The organism is Variovorax sp. 10N420 (assembly GCF_056394705.1).
Genome location: NZ_JBFTIJ010000001.1, coordinates 573,894 through 592,759, shown reverse-complemented (window position 1 = coordinate 592,759; position 18,866 = coordinate 573,894). Strand labels below are relative to the sequence as shown.

The following is an 18,866-nucleotide window of genomic DNA, read 5'->3' as shown; positions in this document are numbered from 1 at the left end:
GGGCACAGCCAGTGGATGGGACATGCCTCTTACAGTTTTCTTGGTGGAAGACAACCCTGCAATCAGGGACGTCCTCATTCCCGCGCTGCGGGATCTCGGGCAATCCGATGTTCTCGCCTCTGCGGAGTCGCAAGGCGAGGCCATCGATTGGCTCGCGAGCCACAAGGGCTGCTGGAACCTGGCGATCGTCGATTTCTATCTCAAGGAAGGCTCGGGCCTCGGCGTCGTGCAATGGTGCAAGGAGCGTGATCGCGGTCAGCATGTGGTTGTGCTGACCAACTCCGCAACACCCGCCCGGCGCTCGGCTTGTGAACAAGCGGGTGCCGACGCAGTCTTCGACAAGGCGAACGAACTGGAAGAGTTCTTCGACTATTGCCTGGAACTGGCGGAACAATCGCAATGACCTATTCGTCCTCGCGGAGCGGAAGGCGCACGGCAAATGCGGCGCCTTTGCCCTTGCCGTCGCACTGCACCTCGATGAAGCCGTGGTGCGCATCGACGAGGTCCTTGACCAGCGACAGGCCCACCCCAAAGCCGCCCTCCGATTGATTCGGGTTCTCTTGCGTGAAGAGGTCGAAGATGACCGGCAGCAGCTCCGGGGCGATGCCCACACCCGTGTCCTCGATCTTGACGACCGCATAGTCGACTTCGACGGTGCAGTGCGCCCAGACCTGTCCTCCCTCTGGCGTGTACTTGATGGCGTTGTGGAGAAGATTGAAGATGATCTGATGCACCCGCTGCCGGTCCGCCCAGATCATGACGGGGGTTGAAGGAACCATGACGTCCAGTTCCTGCCGTTTCGCCTTGGCCTGGCTGCGGATGCTTTCGGTAATTTCGATCAGGTCTGCGCCGAGATCGAACTGCTCCTTGATGAGTTGAAGCTTGCCGGCGCCGAGCTTGGCGACGTCGGTCAGGTCGCGCATCATCCGTTCCATCTGGGCGACCTGCCTCCTGATGACGGCAAGGGGAAGCCGGGCATGTTCGTCCTTGCCCGAATGCTCCAGCAAGCTTGCGACATTGAGGATGGGCGCGAGTGCGTTGCGGACTTCGTGACTCAGCCTTGCAAAGAACACGTCCCGGGCCTGCAGGTCGCGCTTGGCGGCGTCGAGCCGGTTTTGCATGGTCTCGATCTGCGCTCGCTTGTTCGTCCTTTCGCTGATCACCTTGGCGAAGCCGGCGATCTCGCCGTCGCTCTGAAGGGCCACGAGAGAGCCGAACACCCAGATCTGCGCACCATCCTTTCGCACGTGCCAGCGGTTGTCCTCCGAGCGGCCGGCCGAAACTGCTACGTCGCGCTCGTGCTGCGGCATGCCGCGCGCGCGGTCCTGCTCTGTGAAAAGGAAGTCCAAGGATCGACCCAGCACCTCCTCTTCGGCATAGCCCAGCATCGCCTGCGATGCGCCACGCCAACTGATGATCTTGCTCGCCCTGTCCAACATGATGAAGGCGTGGTCCGGTGCCTGGTCCCACAGGAGATGCAAAAGACGCTCCGGGCGTTCCGGCTCCCTGTCCTCGGGTGCGTTGGCAGTGGCATTGCTTTGGTTCATGAGGTCATCGAACGAAGGATCGAACCGGAGGGTCCATGGCAGGCATGCAGGTGGCGCGGGTGTCGCGGGTGTGTTGACCATCGACCCGAGCTTGGGCGAGATCGCGTAGGAAGAAGCCCGGCGAGGCGAGGGGCGTTCACTGACAAGCGCCCCCAACAGGGCTCCGCCGTAGCTTGCGTCGGCCAATGCTCTCAAGGGAAGGTTGTGCCGACCGGCCCGGACGCCAAGGTGATCGCGGTAGCTTTGCTCTCGTGTGCGAGGCGGTGGCGCCGCGCACAAACCTGCAAGGAGAGCTGCATGCCGAAGCCGAAGCTGGAATGGGAGGTCCTCCCGCACGGGCCGCTCAGGGAAATCGATCGCGACATCCAAGTCGTCGAGGGCGAGATCCCGATGCCGCTGTTGGACCTTCCGCGACGAATGACGATCGTTCGCCTGGCCAATCGCGACTTGCTGATCTGGAGCGCCATTTGCCTGGACGAAGCAGAGATGGAAGCGATCGAAGGCTACGGTCGGCCCGCGTTCCTGGTGGTGCCGAGCGACCATCATCGCCTCGACGCCGGAGCCTGGAAGCACCGCTTTCCGGACCTGAAGGTGGTCACGCCACCCGGCTCGCGCGACAGGACCGAAAAGGTGGTGGAGGTCGATTCCACCGCACCCGACTTCGGCGACCCGGACGTCCGCCTGATCGCCGTGCCCGGCACGCGCGAGGAAGAAGCGGCCTTGATGGTGCGGCGCGCGAGCGGCATCACGCTGGTTCTGAACGATCTGATCGGGAACATCCGCCATTCGTCAGGCTTCAGCGGCTGGGTGCTTCGGACGATGGGGCTTGCCGGCGACAAGGCTCAAGTGCCCAAGTCGGTCGAGCTCATGATCATCGAGAGCAAGAAGGCTTTGAGCGCCCAGCTCAGCGAATGGGCCGCGCTTCCGGACCTGAAGCGCATCATCGTTTCCCACGGCGACATCATCGATGAGTCGCCGCAAGCCGTATTGAGGGAACTCGCCTCGTCGCTGCTCGAGTGAAGCATCGCGCAGGCGTCGGCTCAGCCGCGTGATCGCCGCGCCGGCCCGAAATCGACCGGCAGGCTTCCTTCCGACTTCACTTCGCGCAGCACGATGGCCGATCGCACGTGGGTGACGCCGGCTTGGTCGAACAAGGTCGTGTGCAGGAATTTGTCGTAGTGCTTGATGTCCGGGACGAGCACCGTGAGGATGTAATCGGCTGGGCCGGTGGCCGACACGCAGCGCACGATCTCCGGGCTCGCCTCAACGGCCTTTTCGAAATCGCGCACCTTCGATTCATTGTGGCGGTCCAGATTCACCTCCGTCACGGCTGCGAGGTTGAGCCCGACCTTCTCGCGGTCAATGACGACCGTGTAGCCGCGGATCACGCCGGCCGCTTCCATTTCCTTGATGCGGCGCCAGCAGGGCGTCGACGACAGGCCGACCTTGTCGGCAATTTGCTGCACGGTCTGACGCGCATCGCGCTGCAATTCCAGCAGGATCTGGAGCGAGTAGTTGTCTAGAGGAATGGAATCGTCGTTCATGGCGCTTTGTGAGGAGGAAATTCTTGGAATCAGGGTCGGTGGGGGTACATTGAAGAGGATATTCCTCTTGATTGCGAAGAACAATCCTCGGATGAACTCGCCAGCAGTCTCCTCTTCCGTCGCGCCCATCCAGCGGCCTGCCTATCAGCTTTCCGACAGCCTCTGGGCCGGGTCCGGCGCCGTCTTTCTCACGGGAACGCAAGCGCTGGTGCGCATCATGCTGATGCAGCGCCAACGCGATGCCGCTCGGGGCTTCAATACGCAGGGCTTCGTCAGTGGCTATCGCGGCTCGCCGCTCGGCATGGTCGACCAGGCGATCTGGAAAGCCGGACCTGGTTTCAAGGATGCGGGCATCCGCTTCGTGCCAGCGATCAACGAGGAGCTTGCCGCCACGCAGGTGCTCGGCACGCAAAGGGTGGAGTCGGACCCCGAACGCACGGTCGAAGGCGTCTTCGCGATGTGGTACGGCAAGGGCCCGGGCGTAGACCGTGCCGGCGATGCGCTCAAGCATGGCAACGCATACGGCTCATCGCCACACGGCGGTGTGCTGGTGGTGGCGGGCGACGACCACGGCTGCGTCTCGTCATCGATGCCGCACCAGAGCGACCACGCATTCGTCGCCTGGAGCATGCCCGTCATGCAGCCGGCCAGCGTGGCGGAGTACCTGGAATTCGGCTTGTATGCCTACGAACTCTCGCGCTTCTCGGGTGCGTGGGTCGGCATGGCGGCACTGTCGGAGGTGGTCGAAAGCGCGGGCACGGTGGATCTCGACCTGATCGAGGCGCGCATCGCCCGGTGGGCCGATGCCGACGCTGTGCGTGCAGCCACGGGCCATCGCGCGCCGGCAGACGGATTGCACTACCGCTGGCCCGATCTGCCTTCGTTGCGCATCGAATCGCGCCTGGCCGACAAGCTCGAAGCCGTGGCCGCGTTCGCGCGCGTCAACAGCATCGACCGCCACGTCATCGAGAGCCCGCATGCCAAGGTGGGCATCGTGACCTGCGGCAAGGCGCACTACGACTTGATGGAAGTGCTCCGCCGTCTTGAAGTAACGCCAGAAAGCCTCGCCCGGGTCGGCGTCAGGCTCTACAAGGTCGGCCTGAGCTTTCCCGTCGAGCAGACGCGCATCAAGGCCTTTGCTGAAGGGCTGCAAGAGATCCTGATCGTGGAGGAGAAGGGCGGAGTGGTCGAGAGTCAATTGCGCGACATCTTCTACAACGCGCCGGCCGGTGCACGGCCCGCACTCGTGGGCAAGCACGATCGAGACGGCCGCCCGCTGGTATCCGCGCTTGGCGAGCTGCGGCCGTCGCGCCTGATTGAACTGGTGGCCCATTGGCTGTCTGTGCACTTTCCCGACAACGCCGGTCTTGGTGATCACTTCCAGCACGTGCGCGACTTCACGCTGCCGGAGCTGTTGAGCAACGATGGCGACTCCGTCAAGCGACTGCCGTATTTCTGCGCCGGGTGCCCGCACAACACCAGCACGAAGGTGCCGGAAGGCTCGACCGCCCGAGCCGGAATCGGCTGCCATTTCATGGCTAACTGGATGGACCGGAGCACGGCCGGCCTGATCCAGATGGGTGGTGAGGGCGTCGACTGGGTTTCGCATTCGATGTTCACGCGGACGCCGCATGTTTTCCAGAACCTCGGCGACGGCACCTACTACCACTCGGGCTATCTGGCGATTCGCCAGGCTGTCGCGGCCAAGGCGACGCTGACCTACAAAATCCTCTTCAACGACGCCGTGGCGATGACCGGCGGGCAGCCGGTCGACGGCATCATCAGCGTCGATGCGATTGCGCGACAAGTCGAATCCGAAGGCGTGAAGCAGGTGGTGGTCGTCAGCGACGCGATCGACAAATACGCGCAAATCAAGAACAAGTTTCCGGCCGGCACTGAGTTCCACGACCGAAGCGAACTCGATGCGGTGCAGCGCCGCTTGCGCGAAGTCCCCGGCGTGACGGTGCTGATCTACGAACAGACCTGCGCGGCCGAAAAGCGCCGGCGCCGCAAGAAGGGCGAGATGGTCGATCCACCCAAGCGCCTGTTCATCAACGAGGCAGTGTGCGAAGGCTGCGGCGATTGCAGCGTTCAGAGCAACTGCGTGGCGGTGCTGCCGCACGAAACCGACCTGGGCCGCAAGCGCAAGATCGACCAGACGAGCTGCAACAAGGACTATTCGTGCGCCAAGGGCTTCTGCCCCAGCTTCGTCGGCGTGACCGGCGGCGCGCTGCGCAAGAAGAGCGGCGCACTGGCCGCTGGGCGCGATGCCTTTCTTCAGCATGTGGGGGCGTTGCCGCTCCCGGCGCCACGCACGTGGAACGCGCCCTATGACCTGCTCGTTACCGGCGTTGGCGGCACGGGCGTGGTGACCGTCGGCGCCATCATCGCAATGGCCGCACACCTGGAAGGCAAGTCGGCGAGCGTGCTGGACTTCATGGGTTTTGCGCAGAAGGGCGGGGCGGTGCTGAGCTTCGTGCGGCTGGCCGACACGCCCGAGCGTCTGAACCAGGTGCGCATCGACACCCAGCAGGCCGACGCAATCCTGGCCTGCGACATCGTGGTGGGCGCTTCACCCGACGCTTTGCAGACGGTGCGACATGGACGCACCCGCATCCTCGCGAACATGCACGAGATACCCGTCGCAGAGTCGCTGCGCAATCCCGATGCGGACCTGAAAGTCGAACTGCTGCTGGAGAAGATGCGCTTCGTCGCTGGCAGGAATCAGGTCGAAACTTTCGACGCGCAGACGATGGCGGAGGAATTCCTCGGCGATACGCTGGCGTCGAACATCCTCGCGACTGGCTACGCATGGCAGCGCGGGTTGATCCCGCTGAGCCTCGAGGCGCTGACGCGCGCGATTGAACTCAATGGGGTCGCGGTTGCTGCGAACCTGATGGCCTTCTCGCTCGGCCGGCTCGCTGCAGGCGCACCGCAAGCCATCGAGGGTCTGCGCGATTCAACGGCGACGCCTGTGCAGGACGACTCGCTCGATGCCTTGATCGCGCGCGGACGCAAGCATCTTTCCGCCTACCAGAACGCGGCCTGGGCGCAGCGTTTCGAGGCTCGCGTACGCGCGGTGCAGCAGCGCGAAGAGAAACTCGTCGGCGGCGATGCGAGCTTGCCGGTCACGCGCAATGCGGCCAGCAGCTTGCTCAAGCTCATGAGCTACAAGGATGAGTACGAAGTCGCGCGGCTCTACAGCGATGGCACCTTCCGCGAAAGGCTCGCCGAGCAGTTCGAAGGAGACATCAAGCTTGAGTTTCATATGGCCCCGCCCATGCTGTCGCGTCCGAAGAACGGGCAGCCGCCCGCCAAGGTTCGGCTCGGCGCCTGGATGCTGCCGGCCATGAAGTGGCTGGCGCACGGCAAGCGCGTGCGCGGCACCGTTTTCGACGTGTTCGGCCACACCGCGGAGCGCCGGCTGGAGCGCTCGCTCATCGAGCAGTTCGACGCGCGGCTGCAGGAGCTGACGGCCGAACTGACGCCCGACAACCAGAAGCTCGCTGCGCAGATCGCCGCAGTGCCGCTCACGATCCGCGGCTATGGGCATGTGAAGCTCGCCAACCTCGCGTTGGCGCGTGGCCGCGAAGCCGAATTGCTGCACCGCTTTTCGCCCAGCCGCTACCCACGGCCGGCCGCGGAACCGAAGGCCGGGCAGATTCGCGGCATTGCGGTCGTTGCGACGCACTGAGGCGGTCGGCGGTTGAAAGAAAGGGCGTTGCGCTACGGCGACATCGCCTCGAAGCCGGGTAGCGACCGAAGCAGCGCCGTCATCGACTTGGCCGCATGTGCGGGTATGTCCACGACATCCACCCACTTGAATCGGTCGACTTCGGGCGTCATCGCGCCTGAGGCATGGTGAGGAAAGAAGCTCGTGCATTTGCAACTCGCGATCTCGCAGTCGCGTGTGTGCAGGGTGACTCGAAAAAGGTGGAGATCCTTGGCAGGCAGATACCGCATCCGACCGACTTCCGCCAGTGAATCCGGCGCCAATTCGATGCCCGTCTCCTCACGCACTTCTCGCACTGCGGCATCGCGCGCCGACTCGCCTTCTTCAGCACCACCCTTGGGAATGTCCCAGTGCTTGCGGCCCGTCGCGTGCGCCATCAGCAGTTGACCCTGCTCGTTGGTGATCAGCACGCCGTAGGACGTCGTCTTCATGCCTCGGCACCGATCACGACACCTTCGTAGGGGCCCAGCACCAATGGGCCTTGGATGGATTTGGCGCGTGCGGGATCGGTCGAAGCCAGGACGATAGGTCGGCTGGGCATCAAGGCCGCTGCCGGCGTTGCCGTGGTGCCGCTGAAATTCAAAAGAATCAGCAGCCGCTGGTCGTCGGCGTTGCGCGCATAGGCAAGCACGTGGTCTTGGCATCCAAGCGCTTCATAGTCGCCCTGGTTCAGCGCCGGGTGCGCACCGCGCAGCGCGATGAGGCTCCGATAGAGTGCCAGCATCGAGCCTGGGTCGCGCGACTGCGTTTCCACGTTGTGCTTTTGCCAGTCGGCTGCGAGGCGCAGCCATGGGGCGCCCGTCGTGAAGCCAGCGTGCGCCGCGGCACTCCATTGCATGGGCGTTCGCTGCGGGTCTCGCCCCAGGCCCTTGCCGGGCTCGTTCTTCTCGAACGGGTCTTGCACTTCATCGGCGGGAATGGGCACGTCGGTCATGCCGATCTCGTCACCGTAGTAGAGCGTCGGCGTGCCGCGCAGCGTGAGCAGAAGCATGCCCGCAAGCCGTGCCATCTGCGGTCCGATGCGGCTCGCGATGCGCGGCTTGTCGTGATTGCCGAGCACCCAGTTTGGCGCAGCGCCAGGGGGTAGCGCGGCTTCATAGTCGCGCACCAGGCTGTCGATGCGCTCGGCGTTCCACTCGGCCGCGATCAACTGGAAGTTGAAAGGCAACTGCACGCCTTCGAGCACCCCTTCGGCGTTGAGCCCGTAGTAGGCAACCAGGCGCGAGAGCGGCAGGTAGAGCTCGCCGATCAGCACGCGGGAGGACCGGGCGTCGCTGAATGCATCGACCACGCGGCGCATTTCGGCGACGATCTGCTGCATCTCGGGACGATCGGTCGTGTAGAGGGGCAACCAGCGGTGGGCCGGATCCTGGCCTTCGACGAAGGCCGGGTTCGGCGGGTTGTCCCGAAACTCCGCATCCTTGATGAGGTGATAAAGCACGTCGATGCGAAAACCATCGACGCCGCGCCGAAGCCAGAAGCGCAGCACGTCGTACATCGCGGCGCGCACGTCCGGGTTGCGCCAGTTGAGATCGGGTTGCTCCTTCAGGAATGAATGGCAGTAGTACTGGCCCGTGGTCTCATCGAAGGTCCATGCCGGCCCTCCGAAGTTGCTGAGCCAGTTGTTGGGCGGGCCGCCGCCGGGCGCCGGGTCGTGCCATAGATACCAGTCGCGGCGAGGGCTGTCGCGACCCTTGCGGCTCTGCACAAACCAGGGGTGCTGGTCGGACGTATGGTTCGGCACGAAGTCCAGGATGACCTTGAGCCCCCGCGCATGGGCGTCATGCACCAAGGCGTCGAACCCGGCCAGCGTGCCGAAGCGCGGATCGATGTCACAAAAATCGGAAATGTCGTACCCGAAATCCGCCATTGGCGACGGATAAATCGGCGAGATCCAGATGGCGTCGATGCCGAGCGAGACAAGGTAGTCCAGCCGGCTGCGAATTCCGTCGAGGTCGCCGATTCCATCGCCATTGCTGTCCTGGAACGAACGCGGATAGATCTGATAAACGATTCCGTTCTTCCACCAAAAGTCGGCTGACATGCCGTTCCTTTCAACGTTGAGCGCGTCCAACATTTTGTACAAGAAAGCGCCCCTGCATGATCAAAGACCTTTGGTACAAGAACGCCGTCGTGTACTGCCTGGCAGTGGAAACTTTCATGGATTCCAATGGCGACGGCTGCGGTGATTTCGAAGGGCTGACACGAAGGCTCGATTACCTGCACGGGCTCGGCATCACCACCTTGTGGCTGATGCCGTTTCAGACCTCGCCCGGCCGTGATGATGGCTACGACGTCTCGGACTACTACAGCATCGATCCGCGATACGGCACGCTCGGCGACTTCGTCGAGTTCACGCACGCGGCCGAGGAGCGTGGCATGCGGGTGCTGATCGATCTGGTCGTCAATCACACGTCCGATCAACATCCGTGGTTCAAGGCGGCGAGGTCCGACCCCGACTCACCTTATCGCGACTGGTACGTCTGGGCCGACAAGAAGCCGGCCAACGCGGACGAGGGCATGGTCTTTCCGGGCGTGCAGAAGTCCACCTGGAGCTTCGACAAGGTGGCCAGGCGCTGGTACTTTCATCGCTTCTACGACTTTCAGCCGGACCTGAACACCAGCCACCCGCAGGTGCAAGCCGAGATACTGAAGATCATGGGCTTCTGGACGCAGCTCGGCGTCTCGGGATTCCGCATGGACGCCGTGCCATTCGTGATCTCCACCAAGGGGGCCGACGTCGCCAGGCCGAGGCTGCAATACGACATGCTGCGCGAGTTTCGGGAGCTCCTGCAATGGCGCCAGGGCCAGGCCATCATCCTCGGCGAAGCCAACGTGATGCCTCGCACGAACATGCATTACTTCGGCCATGCGGGCGAGCGCATTCACATGATGTTCAACTTTCATTTGAACCAGCATCTGTTCTATGCGCTCGCAAGTGGGGACAGTCGCACATTGGCCAAGGCGCTGGAAGACACCCGCTCGCGGCCTTCGACGTCGCAATGGGGCGTGTTCCTGCGAAACCACGATGAGCTCGACCTGGGCCGGCTGACACCAGCACAACGAGCCGAGGTCTTCGCCGAGTTCGCTCCGGACAAGGACATGCAACTCTATAACCGGGGCATCCGCCGCCGGCTTGCTCCGATGCTCGCGAGCGACCGGCGGCGCCTCGAACTTGCCTACAGCTTGCTGCTGACCTTGCCTGGGACGCCGGTGCTGCGTTACGGCGATGAAATCGGCATGGGCGACGATCTTTCGCTGCCAGAGCGCAACTGCACTCGCACACCGATGCAATGGTCAACCGAGCCGCACGCCGGTTTCACCGTCGCCAAAAAGCCCGTGCGGCCCGTCATTTCCGGCGGAGCCTATGGGTTCGAGCATGTCAACGTCGCCGCGCAGCGCAGGGATCCGGATTCGCTGCTCAACTGGACGGAACGCACGCTGCGCATGCGCCAGGAGATTCCCGAAGTCGGCTGGGGCGATTTCAAGGTGCTGCCGCAAGCGCAGCCGTGCGTGTTCGTGGTGCGCTATGAATGGCGCAACAACACGGTGGTGTTCGTGCACAACTTGGTGGCGGATCCTCAGGAACTCGAACTCGTTGCCAGCGCGATGGGTGAAGGCGGCGAGCAGTTGACGAACGTGCTGTCGGAAGACCACAGCGTGGCCGGTGCCGACGGGCGGCATTGCTTCTTGCTGGAGCCGTATGGGTATCGGTGGTTCCGGGTGGGGGGGCTTGACTATTTGCTGAAGCGCAGTCGCGCTTGAGAGATGGCCGGGCGTGCACGTCGTGTGCAGTACGGAGTTGACGTCAAACCGGCGCGTAGGCCCCTGTGCCTCTTGGCCAACGCGTAAGCACTTCATACCCCTCGGGTGTGACAGCCACCATGTGTTCCCACTGGGCGGACAGAGACCTGTCCTTTGTCACGACTGTCCACCCGTCGGCCAGTTGCCTGGTTTCGCGCTTGCCTGCATTGAGCATCGGCTCGATGGTGAAAACCATTCCCGGTTCCAGCTTGAGTCCTTCCCCGCGCTGTCCGTAGTGCAGCACGTCTGGTTTCTCGTGGTAGACCTGCCCGATGCCGTGCCCACAGTATTCGCGCACGACGCTGAAGTGTTCCCGGTGAGCAACCGACTGGATGGCATGGCCAATATCGCCAAGAGTCGCGCCGGGCTTGACCTGCCGGATTCCTGCCAACATGGCTTCGTAGGTCGTCTCCACCAAGCGCCGAGCCAGCACACTGGGGGCTCCGACGAAGTACATGCGACTGGTGTCGCCGAACCAGCCATCCTTGATGACGGCGACATCGATGTTGACGATGTCGCCCTTCTTCAGAATCTTGTCGGGGGAGGGGATGCCGTGACAAACAACCTGGTTGACGGACGTGAGGATGGTCTTCGGATACCCGAGATACCCCACATTGGCCGGAATGGCACCTTGGACATTCACGATATGGTGGTGGCACATTCGGTCGAGCGCCTCCGTGCTCACCCCGGGCACCACATAGGGCTCGATCATGCTGAGAACCTCTGCGGCAAGCCCGCCGGCCCGCCGCGCCATCGCTATGTCCTCGGCGGACTTGATTGAAGGGCCGCGCGCCACTAGCGTTTTCCGGTGGAGGAAGCGCGAGGCTTGCCAAGTTGCGCTGTGACAGCCCCGGCGATGTCCAGCCCGCCCGCAAGTTCAGCGCGGATCAGGAGCTGGCAGATTTCTCGGTGATCCAACTCCGGATGCATCTCGGTCAGCATGCCGACTCGCATCCAGTGCTCTGCCTGTGCATTGATGGACCTGCTCAGGGCGTTTCCTGCCACTCGCAGGTTCTCATGCATCAGGTCCGAAATCTTGACGATACCCATCAGTGTCTCTCTTATACGAAATGTGCGCGAAGTATATATGTTCCGTATCACCCTGTGCCGTGTAGATCCCGCGTCTGCAAGAACACTACTGCCGGTGCCAAAGGAGGGTTTCGCTTGAAGTCCGCCCCCACCACCGGCGAGCATCGAATGCATCGCTGGTATGCCAGTCGCCCGCGACCCTCTCTTTCAAGCCTCACTCGTTGTGGCGTTGAATTCGTCCGGCATCTATCTGGGCATGTCGATCGATACGATGATCGGCAGTCAAGCCATCGGGCAAGGTGCGGCCGTGCTCTTGTGGCACGGCGCCGGCCTTGCCGGCCTCTCGCTTCTCTATCTCCTGATGACAGTCTCGCGAGCCCAGGTGGTAGTCAAATACTGGAAGGAGCGTAGCCAACGATGGAAGAGAGACTCATGAACGACATTGACGACATTGCCTTGGCTCCCGCGCCTGTGCCCGCGCCGATCCTGGAGCGGCTGATGGCGCTCACCATGGACGAAGTGCTGTCCAAGGAATATGCCTGCATCTGCGCGACGCGCGAGCACGGCGTGCGATCGGCGGACATCGACCAGCCGACTTTCGGTGTGGTGCTGCGTGGTCGCAAGCGCCTTCGAGGCGAGGGCAGCGAGGTCTCGCTCGTCGCGGGGGACATGTTCGTGATCACGCGACCCTGCCAGCTCGATGCCTTCAACTGGCCGGACGAAGCCGGCCTGTACCTCACCATCACCATGCCGATCTGTGACGAGGTGATAGCCGCGGCGCGCATGCTGTGGGCCCAACCGGTGGCGAAGGGCGGCCCACCTGTAGTGGGGCTGCCAGCGCAGCGCATGGGCACGCAACTGGCCGCCTGGGGCGATTCGTTGCGTTCAGGCGCTTATGGGCCCGCACGTGCAGCCTTGGCCGACATGGCCGTGCAACTGTGCGAGATGGGGCACACAGCGATGTTGGCTCCGCCACCGCCCACCCTGGCTGCACAGATCCGCTCGCTGGTGGCCGCGCACCCGGAACGTGCCTGGCGCTCGCGCGACTTCGAGGATGAGCTGGGCCTGAGCGGTGCCACGCTGCGCCGCCGGCTGGCTCTCGAGGGGCGCTCGCTGCTGGACGTGATCACCGATGCGCGACTGGCCTGCGCGATGCAACTTCTCTACACCACGCGCTGGCCGGTGAAGACGGTGGCGGCACGGGTCGGCTACCAGTCTGCACCCACCTTCGCGCGGCGCTTTGCCCAGCGCTACGGCCTCGAACCGGCGCAGATCGGCAACGGTAGCTGAGAACTCCGACGCAGCGAGCGGATCGCGCAATGAATTGAGCGATTCGCGCAGGCACATGGGAAGAAGATGAAAGGGCACTGCGGCCACTCAAGGCCGCAGGGGCAACAAGTTCATCAACCAGAAGAAGTCTCCATGCCTGCAATCACCTTGATCCATTCCCGTCCCGGCGTCGTCCTTCGCCGCCTCGCGCTGCTCGCAACTGCGCTTGTCATCGGTACCGGTCACGCAATGGCACAACAACCGCAACCAACGAAATCACCTGCCTTGCAGCAGGTGCCGGGCTACTACCACCAGGCCATCGGCTCTCTGCGCGTCACGGCTCTCTTCGATGGGGTGGTGCAGCTGCCGCGCGCGCAGATCGCCGGCCTCACACCTGCTCATGTCGACGCGCTGCTGAGCCGGCGTTACGTGCCCGAGAACAAGGCAGGCCTGCAGACGGCCATCAACGCCTACCTGGTGCAGCTTCAGGGCCGCCTCGTGATGATCGACGCCGGCACGGCCGACTGCTTCGGGGCCGGCTTGGGGCACGTGGCGGAGAACCTCAGGGCCGCCGGCTTCCAACCTGAACGAGTCGACGACGTGCTGCTGACGCACGCCCATCCCGATCATCTGTGCGGCGTGCTCACCACCGACGGCAAGCAGGCCTTCCCCAACGCCACAGTGTGGGTGGATCGCACTGAGGCTGAGTACTGGCAGAGCCCCGAGGCCGAGTCCCGCACGCCCAAGGACTTGCGCTTCGTCGTCGGTCAGGCGCGCCGCGCGCTCGATGCCTACGCATCAACGGGTCGCCTCAAGACCTTCACGCCGGGAGACGGCAGCCTGCCGGCAGGCATCGACGCCGTGGCAACGCATGGCCATACGCCAGGTCACACTTCGTACCTCGTCTCCGGCGGCGTCAACCCGCAGGACAAGCTGCTCGTGTGGGGCGATCTGGTGCACTACCACGTCGTGCAGTTCGCGCGGCCCACGGCCAGCTATGAAGTCGACGTGGATCGTGCCGAGGCCATCCAGGCACGCCGCGCCATGCTGCAGCGCTCGGCGGCGGGCGGGTGGTGGGTGGCCGGTGCGCACCTTCCTTTCCCGGGGCTGGGCCATGTGAGGCCCGAGGGCAAGGCTTATGCGTGGGTGCCAGCAGAGTATTCGCCGCTGCCGGCATCCGCGCCTTGATGGAGGCGAATTCAAGGAGCAGGAAGACCCGCGGGCAGGCTGCTTCGTCGCACCTGGCGCTTTCGATCATTCCGCGACCATGTCGAGGTCCTTCGCCATCTTGCCCAAGCGAGCGGTCTCGCCGTCTACGAAGGCGGTGAACTGAGGGCGGTTGCCGAGCATGGGCTCCGAGTTGCGGGCGGCCATGTTGGCGCGCTCGGAGGGCGAATTGATGAACGATTGCGCCGCGGCATTGATTTTGTCGAGCACCGCGGGCGGCGTGCCCTTGGGCGCGAACAACCCCAGCCAATGGATCATGCGGATCGAGGGAAAGCCGGCCTCGGCCGTGGTCGGGACATCTGGCAGTTGTGGCATTCGCTTGTCCGAGGCGACGGCCAGCATGCGCACCTTGCCGGCCTTGCCGAGGTTCGCGAGCGTCACACTGGGCACATCGGAAATCAGCTGCACCTGGTGCGAGCTGAGCGCCAGGCTGGTTTCGCCGCTGCCCTTGTACTGGACGAAGGTGAACGGCACGCCGAGCGCCGCCTTGATCATTTCGCCCGAGAAGTGTCCCGTGCTGCCGATGCCCGTGGTGCCGAAGAAGATGCCGTTGCGATCCGCCTTGGCGCGGGCCTGCAACTCCGCCAGAGTGCTCACGTTGATGGCGGGATCGGCCACGATCAGCGAGGGCGAGAAGGACACGCCGGTCACTGGCGCGAGGTCACGGGCTGCATAGGGCAGCTTGCGGTGGATCAGTGGGTTGATCAACGTGCCGTTGGCACCTGCCAGCAGTGTGTAGCCGTCCGCGGGCGACTTGGCGACGATGTCGGCGCCGATCACGCCCCCGGCGCCTGGCTTGTTGTCCACCACCACAGGCTGGCCCAGGGCTTTCGAGAGGCCATCGGCGATAGCGCGTGCGCTTTCGTCCCCTGCGCCGCCTGCCGCATAGGGCGCCACGATGCGGATCGGCTTGGTCGGCCAATCGCCCTGCGCCAGGGCAGGGGTACCCAGCGCCAGACCGGCGAGGGCCGCGATGCTCCATTGTTGGAAGGCTTGCATGTCTCGTCTCCTGATTTCGCTTTTGAATGAAGGGCGCTCAGTCGAACGCGGGGCGAACCACCGGCGCAAGCAGCGCCATCAACTCGCGCACGTCGGGCAAGTCTTCCACGCCAAGCGCCATCTCCTCGATGGCGCGCTGGCGAGGCGCATCGATCAGCCCGTCTGTGAGGCTGCGGAACTTGGCGGCCACGCCGGCGGTGTCCTGCGGCTTCTCGATCACGGGCGAGCTGGCACGCTCGGCCACGATGCGCTGCCCGTCGGTGAAGGTCACGGCGACGCGGGTCTGGCCGCGCTTGAGCATCCCGCCGGCATCGAAAGCTGGGTCGTGCCTCACCTCGACCCTGGGCAGCAGGGCCCAGACGTCATCAGCGTCGATGCGTGCGGGCGAGAACTGCCGCACCATCGCGGCGCCGTCGATGGCCGCCACCGCAAGGGCATAGCCGATGTTCATCTGCGCGCCGATGGGCGTGAGCGGCCGCTCGGGGACCCACCAGCCATGGTGGTACACGGCGTGCGACACATCGCATTCGATCCTGGCGATTTCATCGGGCCTGAGCGGGCGCTGCGCCGACACGTCGAAGAGCGCGTCCAGCGGCGAATGGATGCCGCCCATGGCCGCGTAGGGCTTGATGACAATGCGCTCCACCTCCCAGCGCTGGCCAAGGCCGCTGGTGATCTGCGAAGCGTCGGGCTCATGCCCTTCACCGAACGTGGAAAGAAAGCCGCCGTAGGGCCGCTCGAACACGCGCTTGATGCCTGTGTAGCCGCCCTCGGCCAGTACCGCGGCGTACAGACCGTTGCGGGCCGCGAAGCCGTGGTGCATGCGTTTGGACATGGCCTCGTACTGCGCCGCCATCAGGCCGGCCGACTGCGTGCCGGCCAGGCCCAGCGCATCTTCGAAGCGGGCACGGTCCAGGCCCATGAGCTTGCCCACTGCCGCGGCCGCCGCATGCGTGCCGAACACCGACCCCGAGTGCCAGCCGCGCGACAGCATCTGCGCACCATGCAGCGCCATGCCCACGCGCGGGCCCACCTCATAGCCTGCCAGCGCGGCTTCGATGAACTGCCGCCCGTTCACCTTCCTGCCTTCGCCCTCGGCCGCGGCCCACAAGGCGGGCAGCACGATGGACGCACTGTGCAGCGGACCCAGCGGGTGATAGTCGTCCAGCTCGAAGCCCTGGATGAAGGTGCCGTTGAGCAGCGCAGCGGCGGGCGCGCTGGTGGTCATGCCCCATCCGACGATGCTGCGCTCGCCCGCGCCCTCGAAGCGCCGCACGATCTCCACCGCGGTGCGGGACCAGGGCAGTTGCGCGCCGACGATGGCGCAGCCGATGCCATCCAGGGTCAGCGCCCTGGCACGCTCGCGGGCCGATGCCGGCGCCTGATCGAGGGAGAAGCCGGCGAGCCAGTCGCACAGCTGGCCGGTAGGACCGCCGGGGTCCGTGGGCAGCGCTGGGTGTGTCATTTGCAGTGAACCTTTCTCGTCGCTTTCTCAGTCGATCTGAACGCCGGCGTCGTTGACCGCCTGACCCCACTTGCGGATCTCGCTTTGCAGGAAGCGCCCGAATTCCGCCGGCGTGGTGACGGCGAGCTCACTGCCGGTGGCGCGAATGGATTCCTGGATTTCGGGGCTGGCTGAGGCCCGTTGGATGGCGTCGTGCAGCGCGTTCACCGTGGCTGGCGGCGTGCCGGCCGGCGCCAGGAAGCCGACCCAGGAACTGATGTCGAAGCCCTTCAGACCCTGCTCGTCGACGGTGGCCACCTCCGGCAGCTGCGGGTTGCGCTTCGGACTGGAGATGGCGAGCGGCTTGAGCCTGCCGGCCTTGACCTGCGGCAGGGTTGCAGCGAGAGCGTCGAACATGATCGGTACCTGGCCGCCGATCACGTCATTGATAGCAGCCGGCGAGCCCTTGTATGGGATGTGATTGAGCTGCAGGCCGGCCTGGCGTTCCAGCACCACCATCGCCAGATGGGCCGTGATGCCGTTGCCGCCGGAAGCGAAGTCCACCTTGCCTGGACGTGCCTTGGCGTAGTCGATCAGCTCCTTCAGGTTGTTGGGGCCGAAGGACGGCGAGGCCACCAGCAGCAGCGCGCCGGTGCTGACCTGGGCGATCGGCGCGAAGTCCTTCAGCGTGTCGTAGGGCAGCTTCTTGTAAAGCGTGGGGTTGATGGTCATCTGGCCCAGGGTGCCCAGGAGAATCGTGGTGCCGTCGGGCGCGCTCTTCTTCACTTCCTGTGCGCCCAGGCTGCCGTTGGCCCCCGGCCGGTTGTCGACGATGACCGGCTGGCCGATCTCTCTGCTGAGAGCCGCGGCGAAGTTGCGCGCGACGATGTCGACCGTCTGGCCGGCGGGATAGCCGACGACGATGCGCATCGGCTTGGCGGGCAAGGCGTTCTGCGCGAAGGCAAAGGTGGGGGCGGCCAGCGCCAGGCCGGCCAAGGCTGCGCAGGCGCGGCGGCGCGTAGAGGTTGCGGGCATGTCTGTCTCCGTCGTTCTTGAAATCGTCTGAGCGTTCAGGCCGAGTCGCGCGGCACGTACACGGTGCCATCCATCAGGCGGCGTGCGGTGCGCTGCAGGCCCAGTGCATCGAAGCGTGTGGAAGCGGCTGTGTCGCCGGAGCGCGCAACCACCTTCACCGTCATGACGCCCAGGGGATGACCGATGCGCAGCGTGTCAGTGCCGGCACGCGCGCCCACGGCAATGTTCACCAGCGTGCCGGGCACGCGCGAGGCCGCGGCGGTGCACATCGATCCGGTGCCGGCCATGCTGTCGTGGCACTTGCCGAGGAATACGAGCCGCGCACGCAGGTCGCAGTCGCCGACCTTCACGCTTTGGTGGTTCGTATCGATGTAGTCGGCCGGCGGCGCCACCATCACGGCCAGCGGCAGCCCGGGCAGGTGCACTTCCTTCCAGTGCTTGTAAAGGCCAATGCGCTCACCTGCCTTGGACTGGATCTCGCCGATGGTCTCGATCAAGGCGCGGTCGGCGCTGATGGCTGGCGGCAGCTCGCTGCCGGTCAAGCCCAAGGCGCCGGCGGCAATGAACACGCAAGGCGTGGCGGCCTCGACGATCGAGACCTCGATGCGACGCCCGTCTTCGAGCTCGATCTTGTCCACCGGTTGGCCGGTTGGGAGCAGCCTTCCGGTCTTGGCGCCCAGCGTGTCGGTGTAGTCCATCAGGATTTCGGCACCGGTGCCCGGAACGCCGGCGATGGCGCAGTCGCCTTTGATCCGCGCCTTCCCGTTCTTCACCTGCACCTTCGACACCAGCAGAGTGCCGGTGTTGGTGTTGTGGATGCGCACGGTGGTCACCGGCTCGACCGCCGTGACCAGGCCCTCGTCGATGGCAAAGGGCGCGACCGCCGAGGAGATGTTGCCGCAGTTGGCGTCATACCCGATGCGGTCACGCTCCACATCGGCTTGCGCGAAGGTGTAGTCCACATCCGCATCGCCGCGTTCGGACTTCTTGATGAGCGCGATCTTCGAAGTGACGAGGCGCGAGCCGCCCATGCCATCGATCTGCAGCACGTCGGGCGTGCCCATCGCGCGCTTGAGCACGCGGTCGCGCGCCGGACCGGGCGGAGGTACATCGGCTTCGTGGAAGAAGAGGGCCTTGCTGGTGCCGCCGCGCATCAGCACGCAGCGGATGCCGACCTGTTCGCTTTCGTCGTCGCCCTGCTGCTGGTAGGCGGCGGTGGGTGCCAGTGTCATCGT

17 protein-coding genes are annotated in these 18,866 nt (G+C 64.6%); 7 read left to right on the top strand and 10 right to left on the bottom strand.

The window, feature by feature from the left end; translation table 11 throughout:
• Positions 1 to 22 precede the first annotated feature (22 nt).
• Positions 23 to 403 (top strand): response regulator, encoded by a 381-nt coding sequence (locus AC1DEK_RS02745; RefSeq protein WP_478123653.1) that lies wholly within the window; start codon positions 23 to 25, stop codon positions 401 to 403.
• A gap of 1 nt (position 404) precedes the next feature.
• On the opposite strand, the gene AC1DEK_RS02740 is transcribed toward AC1DEK_RS02745, so the two are convergent.
• Entirely contained in the window at positions 405 to 1,547 is a 1,143-nt protein-coding gene (locus AC1DEK_RS02740) for a PAS domain-containing sensor histidine kinase (RefSeq protein ID WP_478123652.1), read from the bottom strand.
• Positions 1,548 to 1,844: 297 nt separating this feature from the next.
• On the opposite strand from AC1DEK_RS02740, the gene AC1DEK_RS02735 reads away from it, so the two are divergent.
• Positions 1,845 to 2,567: a hypothetical protein gene (locus tag AC1DEK_RS02735; RefSeq protein ID WP_478123651.1), complete on the top strand. Its 723-nt coding sequence runs from the start codon at positions 1,845 to 1,847 to the stop codon at positions 2,565 to 2,567.
• Between the two features lie 20 nt (positions 2,568 to 2,587).
• Here the strand turns inward: AC1DEK_RS02735 and AC1DEK_RS02730 are convergent, their stop codons facing one another.
• Entirely contained in the window at positions 2,588 to 3,091 is a 504-nt protein-coding gene (locus AC1DEK_RS02730) for an Lrp/AsnC family transcriptional regulator (RefSeq protein ID WP_478123650.1), read from the bottom strand.
• Between the two features lie 91 nt (positions 3,092 to 3,182).
• On the opposite strand from AC1DEK_RS02730, the gene AC1DEK_RS02725 reads away from it, so the two are divergent.
• A complete protein-coding gene (locus tag AC1DEK_RS02725; RefSeq protein WP_478123649.1) occupies positions 3,183 to 6,785 on the top strand; it encodes an indolepyruvate ferredoxin oxidoreductase family protein in 3,603 nt (1,200 codons plus the stop codon).
• A 32-nt stretch (positions 6,786 to 6,817) separates the two neighbouring features.
• Here the strand turns inward: AC1DEK_RS02725 and AC1DEK_RS02720 are convergent, their stop codons facing one another.
• On the bottom strand, positions 6,818 to 7,255 hold the full coding sequence (locus AC1DEK_RS02720) for an NUDIX hydrolase (RefSeq protein ID WP_478123648.1): 438 nt from the start codon (positions 7,253 to 7,255) through the stop codon (positions 6,818 to 6,820).
• On the bottom strand, positions 7,252 to 8,868 hold the full coding sequence (locus AC1DEK_RS02715) for an alpha-amylase family glycosyl hydrolase (protein WP_478123647.1): 1,617 nt from the start codon (positions 8,866 to 8,868) through the stop codon (positions 7,252 to 7,254). The genes AC1DEK_RS02720 and AC1DEK_RS02715 overlap by 4 nt, the downstream gene beginning before the upstream one ends.
• A 56-nt stretch (positions 8,869 to 8,924) precedes the next feature.
• Here AC1DEK_RS02715 and AC1DEK_RS02710 point away from each other — a divergent pair, with 56 nt between their 5' ends.
• On the top strand, positions 8,925 to 10,589 hold the full coding sequence (locus AC1DEK_RS02710; protein WP_478123646.1) for an alpha-amylase family protein: 1,665 nt from the start codon (positions 8,925 to 8,927) through the stop codon (positions 10,587 to 10,589).
• A 43-nt stretch (positions 10,590 to 10,632) separates the two neighbouring features.
• Here AC1DEK_RS02710 and map read toward each other — a convergent pair whose 3' ends face one another.
• On the bottom strand, positions 10,633 to 11,424 hold the full coding sequence (map, locus tag AC1DEK_RS02705; RefSeq protein ID WP_478123645.1) for a type I methionyl aminopeptidase: 792 nt from the start codon (positions 11,422 to 11,424) through the stop codon (positions 10,633 to 10,635).
• A complete protein-coding gene (locus tag AC1DEK_RS02700; RefSeq protein ID WP_478123644.1) occupies positions 11,424 to 11,678 on the bottom strand; it encodes a ParD-like family protein in 255 nt (84 codons plus the stop codon). Before AC1DEK_RS02700 ends, map begins: the two co-directional genes overlap by 1 nt.
• A gap of 160 nt (positions 11,679 to 11,838) precedes the next feature.
• Here AC1DEK_RS02700 and AC1DEK_RS02695 point away from each other — a divergent pair, with 160 nt between their 5' ends.
• The 3 genes from AC1DEK_RS02695 to AC1DEK_RS02685 all read left to right on the top strand — a co-directional run bounded on the left by AC1DEK_RS02695 (position 11,839) and on the right by AC1DEK_RS02685 (position 14,114).
• Positions 11,839 to 12,093 (top strand): hypothetical protein, encoded by a 255-nt coding sequence (locus AC1DEK_RS02695; RefSeq protein ID WP_478123643.1) that lies wholly within the window; start codon positions 11,839 to 11,841, stop codon positions 12,091 to 12,093.
• Entirely contained in the window at positions 12,090 to 12,947 is an 858-nt protein-coding gene (locus AC1DEK_RS02690) for a helix-turn-helix transcriptional regulator (RefSeq protein ID WP_478123642.1), read from the top strand. Before AC1DEK_RS02695 ends, AC1DEK_RS02690 begins: the two co-directional genes overlap by 4 nt.
• Positions 12,948 to 13,079: 132 nt before the next feature.
• Positions 13,080 to 14,114: an MBL fold metallo-hydrolase gene (locus AC1DEK_RS02685; protein WP_478123641.1), complete on the top strand. Its 1,035-nt coding sequence runs from the start codon at positions 13,080 to 13,082 to the stop codon at positions 14,112 to 14,114.
• Between the two features lie 66 nt (positions 14,115 to 14,180).
• Here AC1DEK_RS02685 and AC1DEK_RS02680 read toward each other — a convergent pair whose 3' ends face one another.
• The 4 genes from AC1DEK_RS02680 to AC1DEK_RS02665 form a co-directional block, all read right to left on the bottom strand.
• The gene (locus tag AC1DEK_RS02680) at positions 14,181 to 15,152 is read right to left on the bottom strand and encodes a Bug family tripartite tricarboxylate transporter substrate binding protein (protein WP_478123640.1); all 972 of its coding nucleotides are present in this window, start codon (positions 15,150 to 15,152) and stop codon (positions 14,181 to 14,183) included.
• A 37-nt stretch (positions 15,153 to 15,189) separates the two neighbouring features.
• Positions 15,190 to 16,617, bottom strand: coding sequence for an MmgE/PrpD family protein (locus tag AC1DEK_RS02675; RefSeq protein ID WP_478123639.1), 1,428 nt, complete (start codon positions 16,615 to 16,617; stop codon positions 15,190 to 15,192).
• 27 nt (positions 16,618 to 16,644) lie between these two features.
• Complete coding sequence (locus AC1DEK_RS02670; protein WP_478123638.1) at positions 16,645 to 17,592, bottom strand: Bug family tripartite tricarboxylate transporter substrate binding protein; 948 nt, start codon at positions 17,590 to 17,592, stop codon at positions 16,645 to 16,647.
• 74 nt (positions 17,593 to 17,666) lie between these two features.
• Entirely contained in the window at positions 17,667 to 18,863 is a 1,197-nt protein-coding gene (locus AC1DEK_RS02665; protein WP_478123637.1) for a PrpF domain-containing protein, read from the bottom strand.
• Between the last annotated feature and the right edge of the window lie 3 nt (positions 18,864 to 18,866).

What these genes read in the sequence shown, in the direction of transcription:
- AC1DEK_RS02730 (WP_478123650.1), bottom strand. Translation starts at nt 3,091, where the DNA reads ATGAACGACGATTCCATTCCTCTAGACAACTACTCGCTCCAGATCCTG.
- AC1DEK_RS02690 (WP_478123642.1), top strand. Translation starts at nt 12,090, where the DNA reads ATGAACGACATTGACGACATTGCCTTGGCTCCCGCGCCTGTGCCCGCG.
- AC1DEK_RS02685 (WP_478123641.1), top strand. Translation starts at nt 13,080, where the DNA reads ATGCCTGCAATCACCTTGATCCATTCCCGTCCCGGCGTCGTCCTTCGC.
- AC1DEK_RS02715 (WP_478123647.1), bottom strand. Translation starts at nt 8,868, where the DNA reads ATGTCAGCCGACTTTTGGTGGAAGAACGGAATCGTTTATCAGATCTAT.
- AC1DEK_RS02710 (WP_478123646.1), top strand. Translation starts at nt 8,925, where the DNA reads ATGATCAAAGACCTTTGGTACAAGAACGCCGTCGTGTACTGCCTGGCA.
- AC1DEK_RS02740 (WP_478123652.1), bottom strand. Translation starts at nt 1,547, where the DNA reads ATGAACCAAAGCAATGCCACTGCCAACGCACCCGAGGACAGGGAGCCG.
- AC1DEK_RS02700 (WP_478123644.1), bottom strand. Translation starts at nt 11,678, where the DNA reads ATGGGTATCGTCAAGATTTCGGACCTGATGCATGAGAACCTGCGAGTG.
- AC1DEK_RS02680 (WP_478123640.1), bottom strand. Translation starts at nt 15,152, where the DNA reads ATGCAAGCCTTCCAACAATGGAGCATCGCGGCCCTCGCCGGTCTGGCG.
- AC1DEK_RS02695 (WP_478123643.1), top strand. Translation starts at nt 11,839, where the DNA reads ATGCCAGTCGCCCGCGACCCTCTCTTTCAAGCCTCACTCGTTGTGGCG.
- AC1DEK_RS02675 (WP_478123639.1), bottom strand. Translation starts at nt 16,617, where the DNA reads ATGACACACCCAGCGCTGCCCACGGACCCCGGCGGTCCTACCGGCCAG.
- AC1DEK_RS02720 (WP_478123648.1), bottom strand. Translation starts at nt 7,255, where the DNA reads ATGAAGACGACGTCCTACGGCGTGCTGATCACCAACGAGCAGGGTCAA.
- AC1DEK_RS02725 (WP_478123649.1), top strand. Translation starts at nt 3,183, where the DNA reads ATGAACTCGCCAGCAGTCTCCTCTTCCGTCGCGCCCATCCAGCGGCCT.
- AC1DEK_RS02745 (WP_478123653.1), top strand. Translation starts at nt 23, where the DNA reads ATGCCTCTTACAGTTTTCTTGGTGGAAGACAACCCTGCAATCAGGGAC.
- AC1DEK_RS02665 (WP_478123637.1), bottom strand. Translation starts at nt 18,863, where the DNA reads ATGACACTGGCACCCACCGCCGCCTACCAGCAGCAGGGCGACGACGAA.
- AC1DEK_RS02735 (WP_478123651.1), top strand. Translation starts at nt 1,845, where the DNA reads ATGCCGAAGCCGAAGCTGGAATGGGAGGTCCTCCCGCACGGGCCGCTC.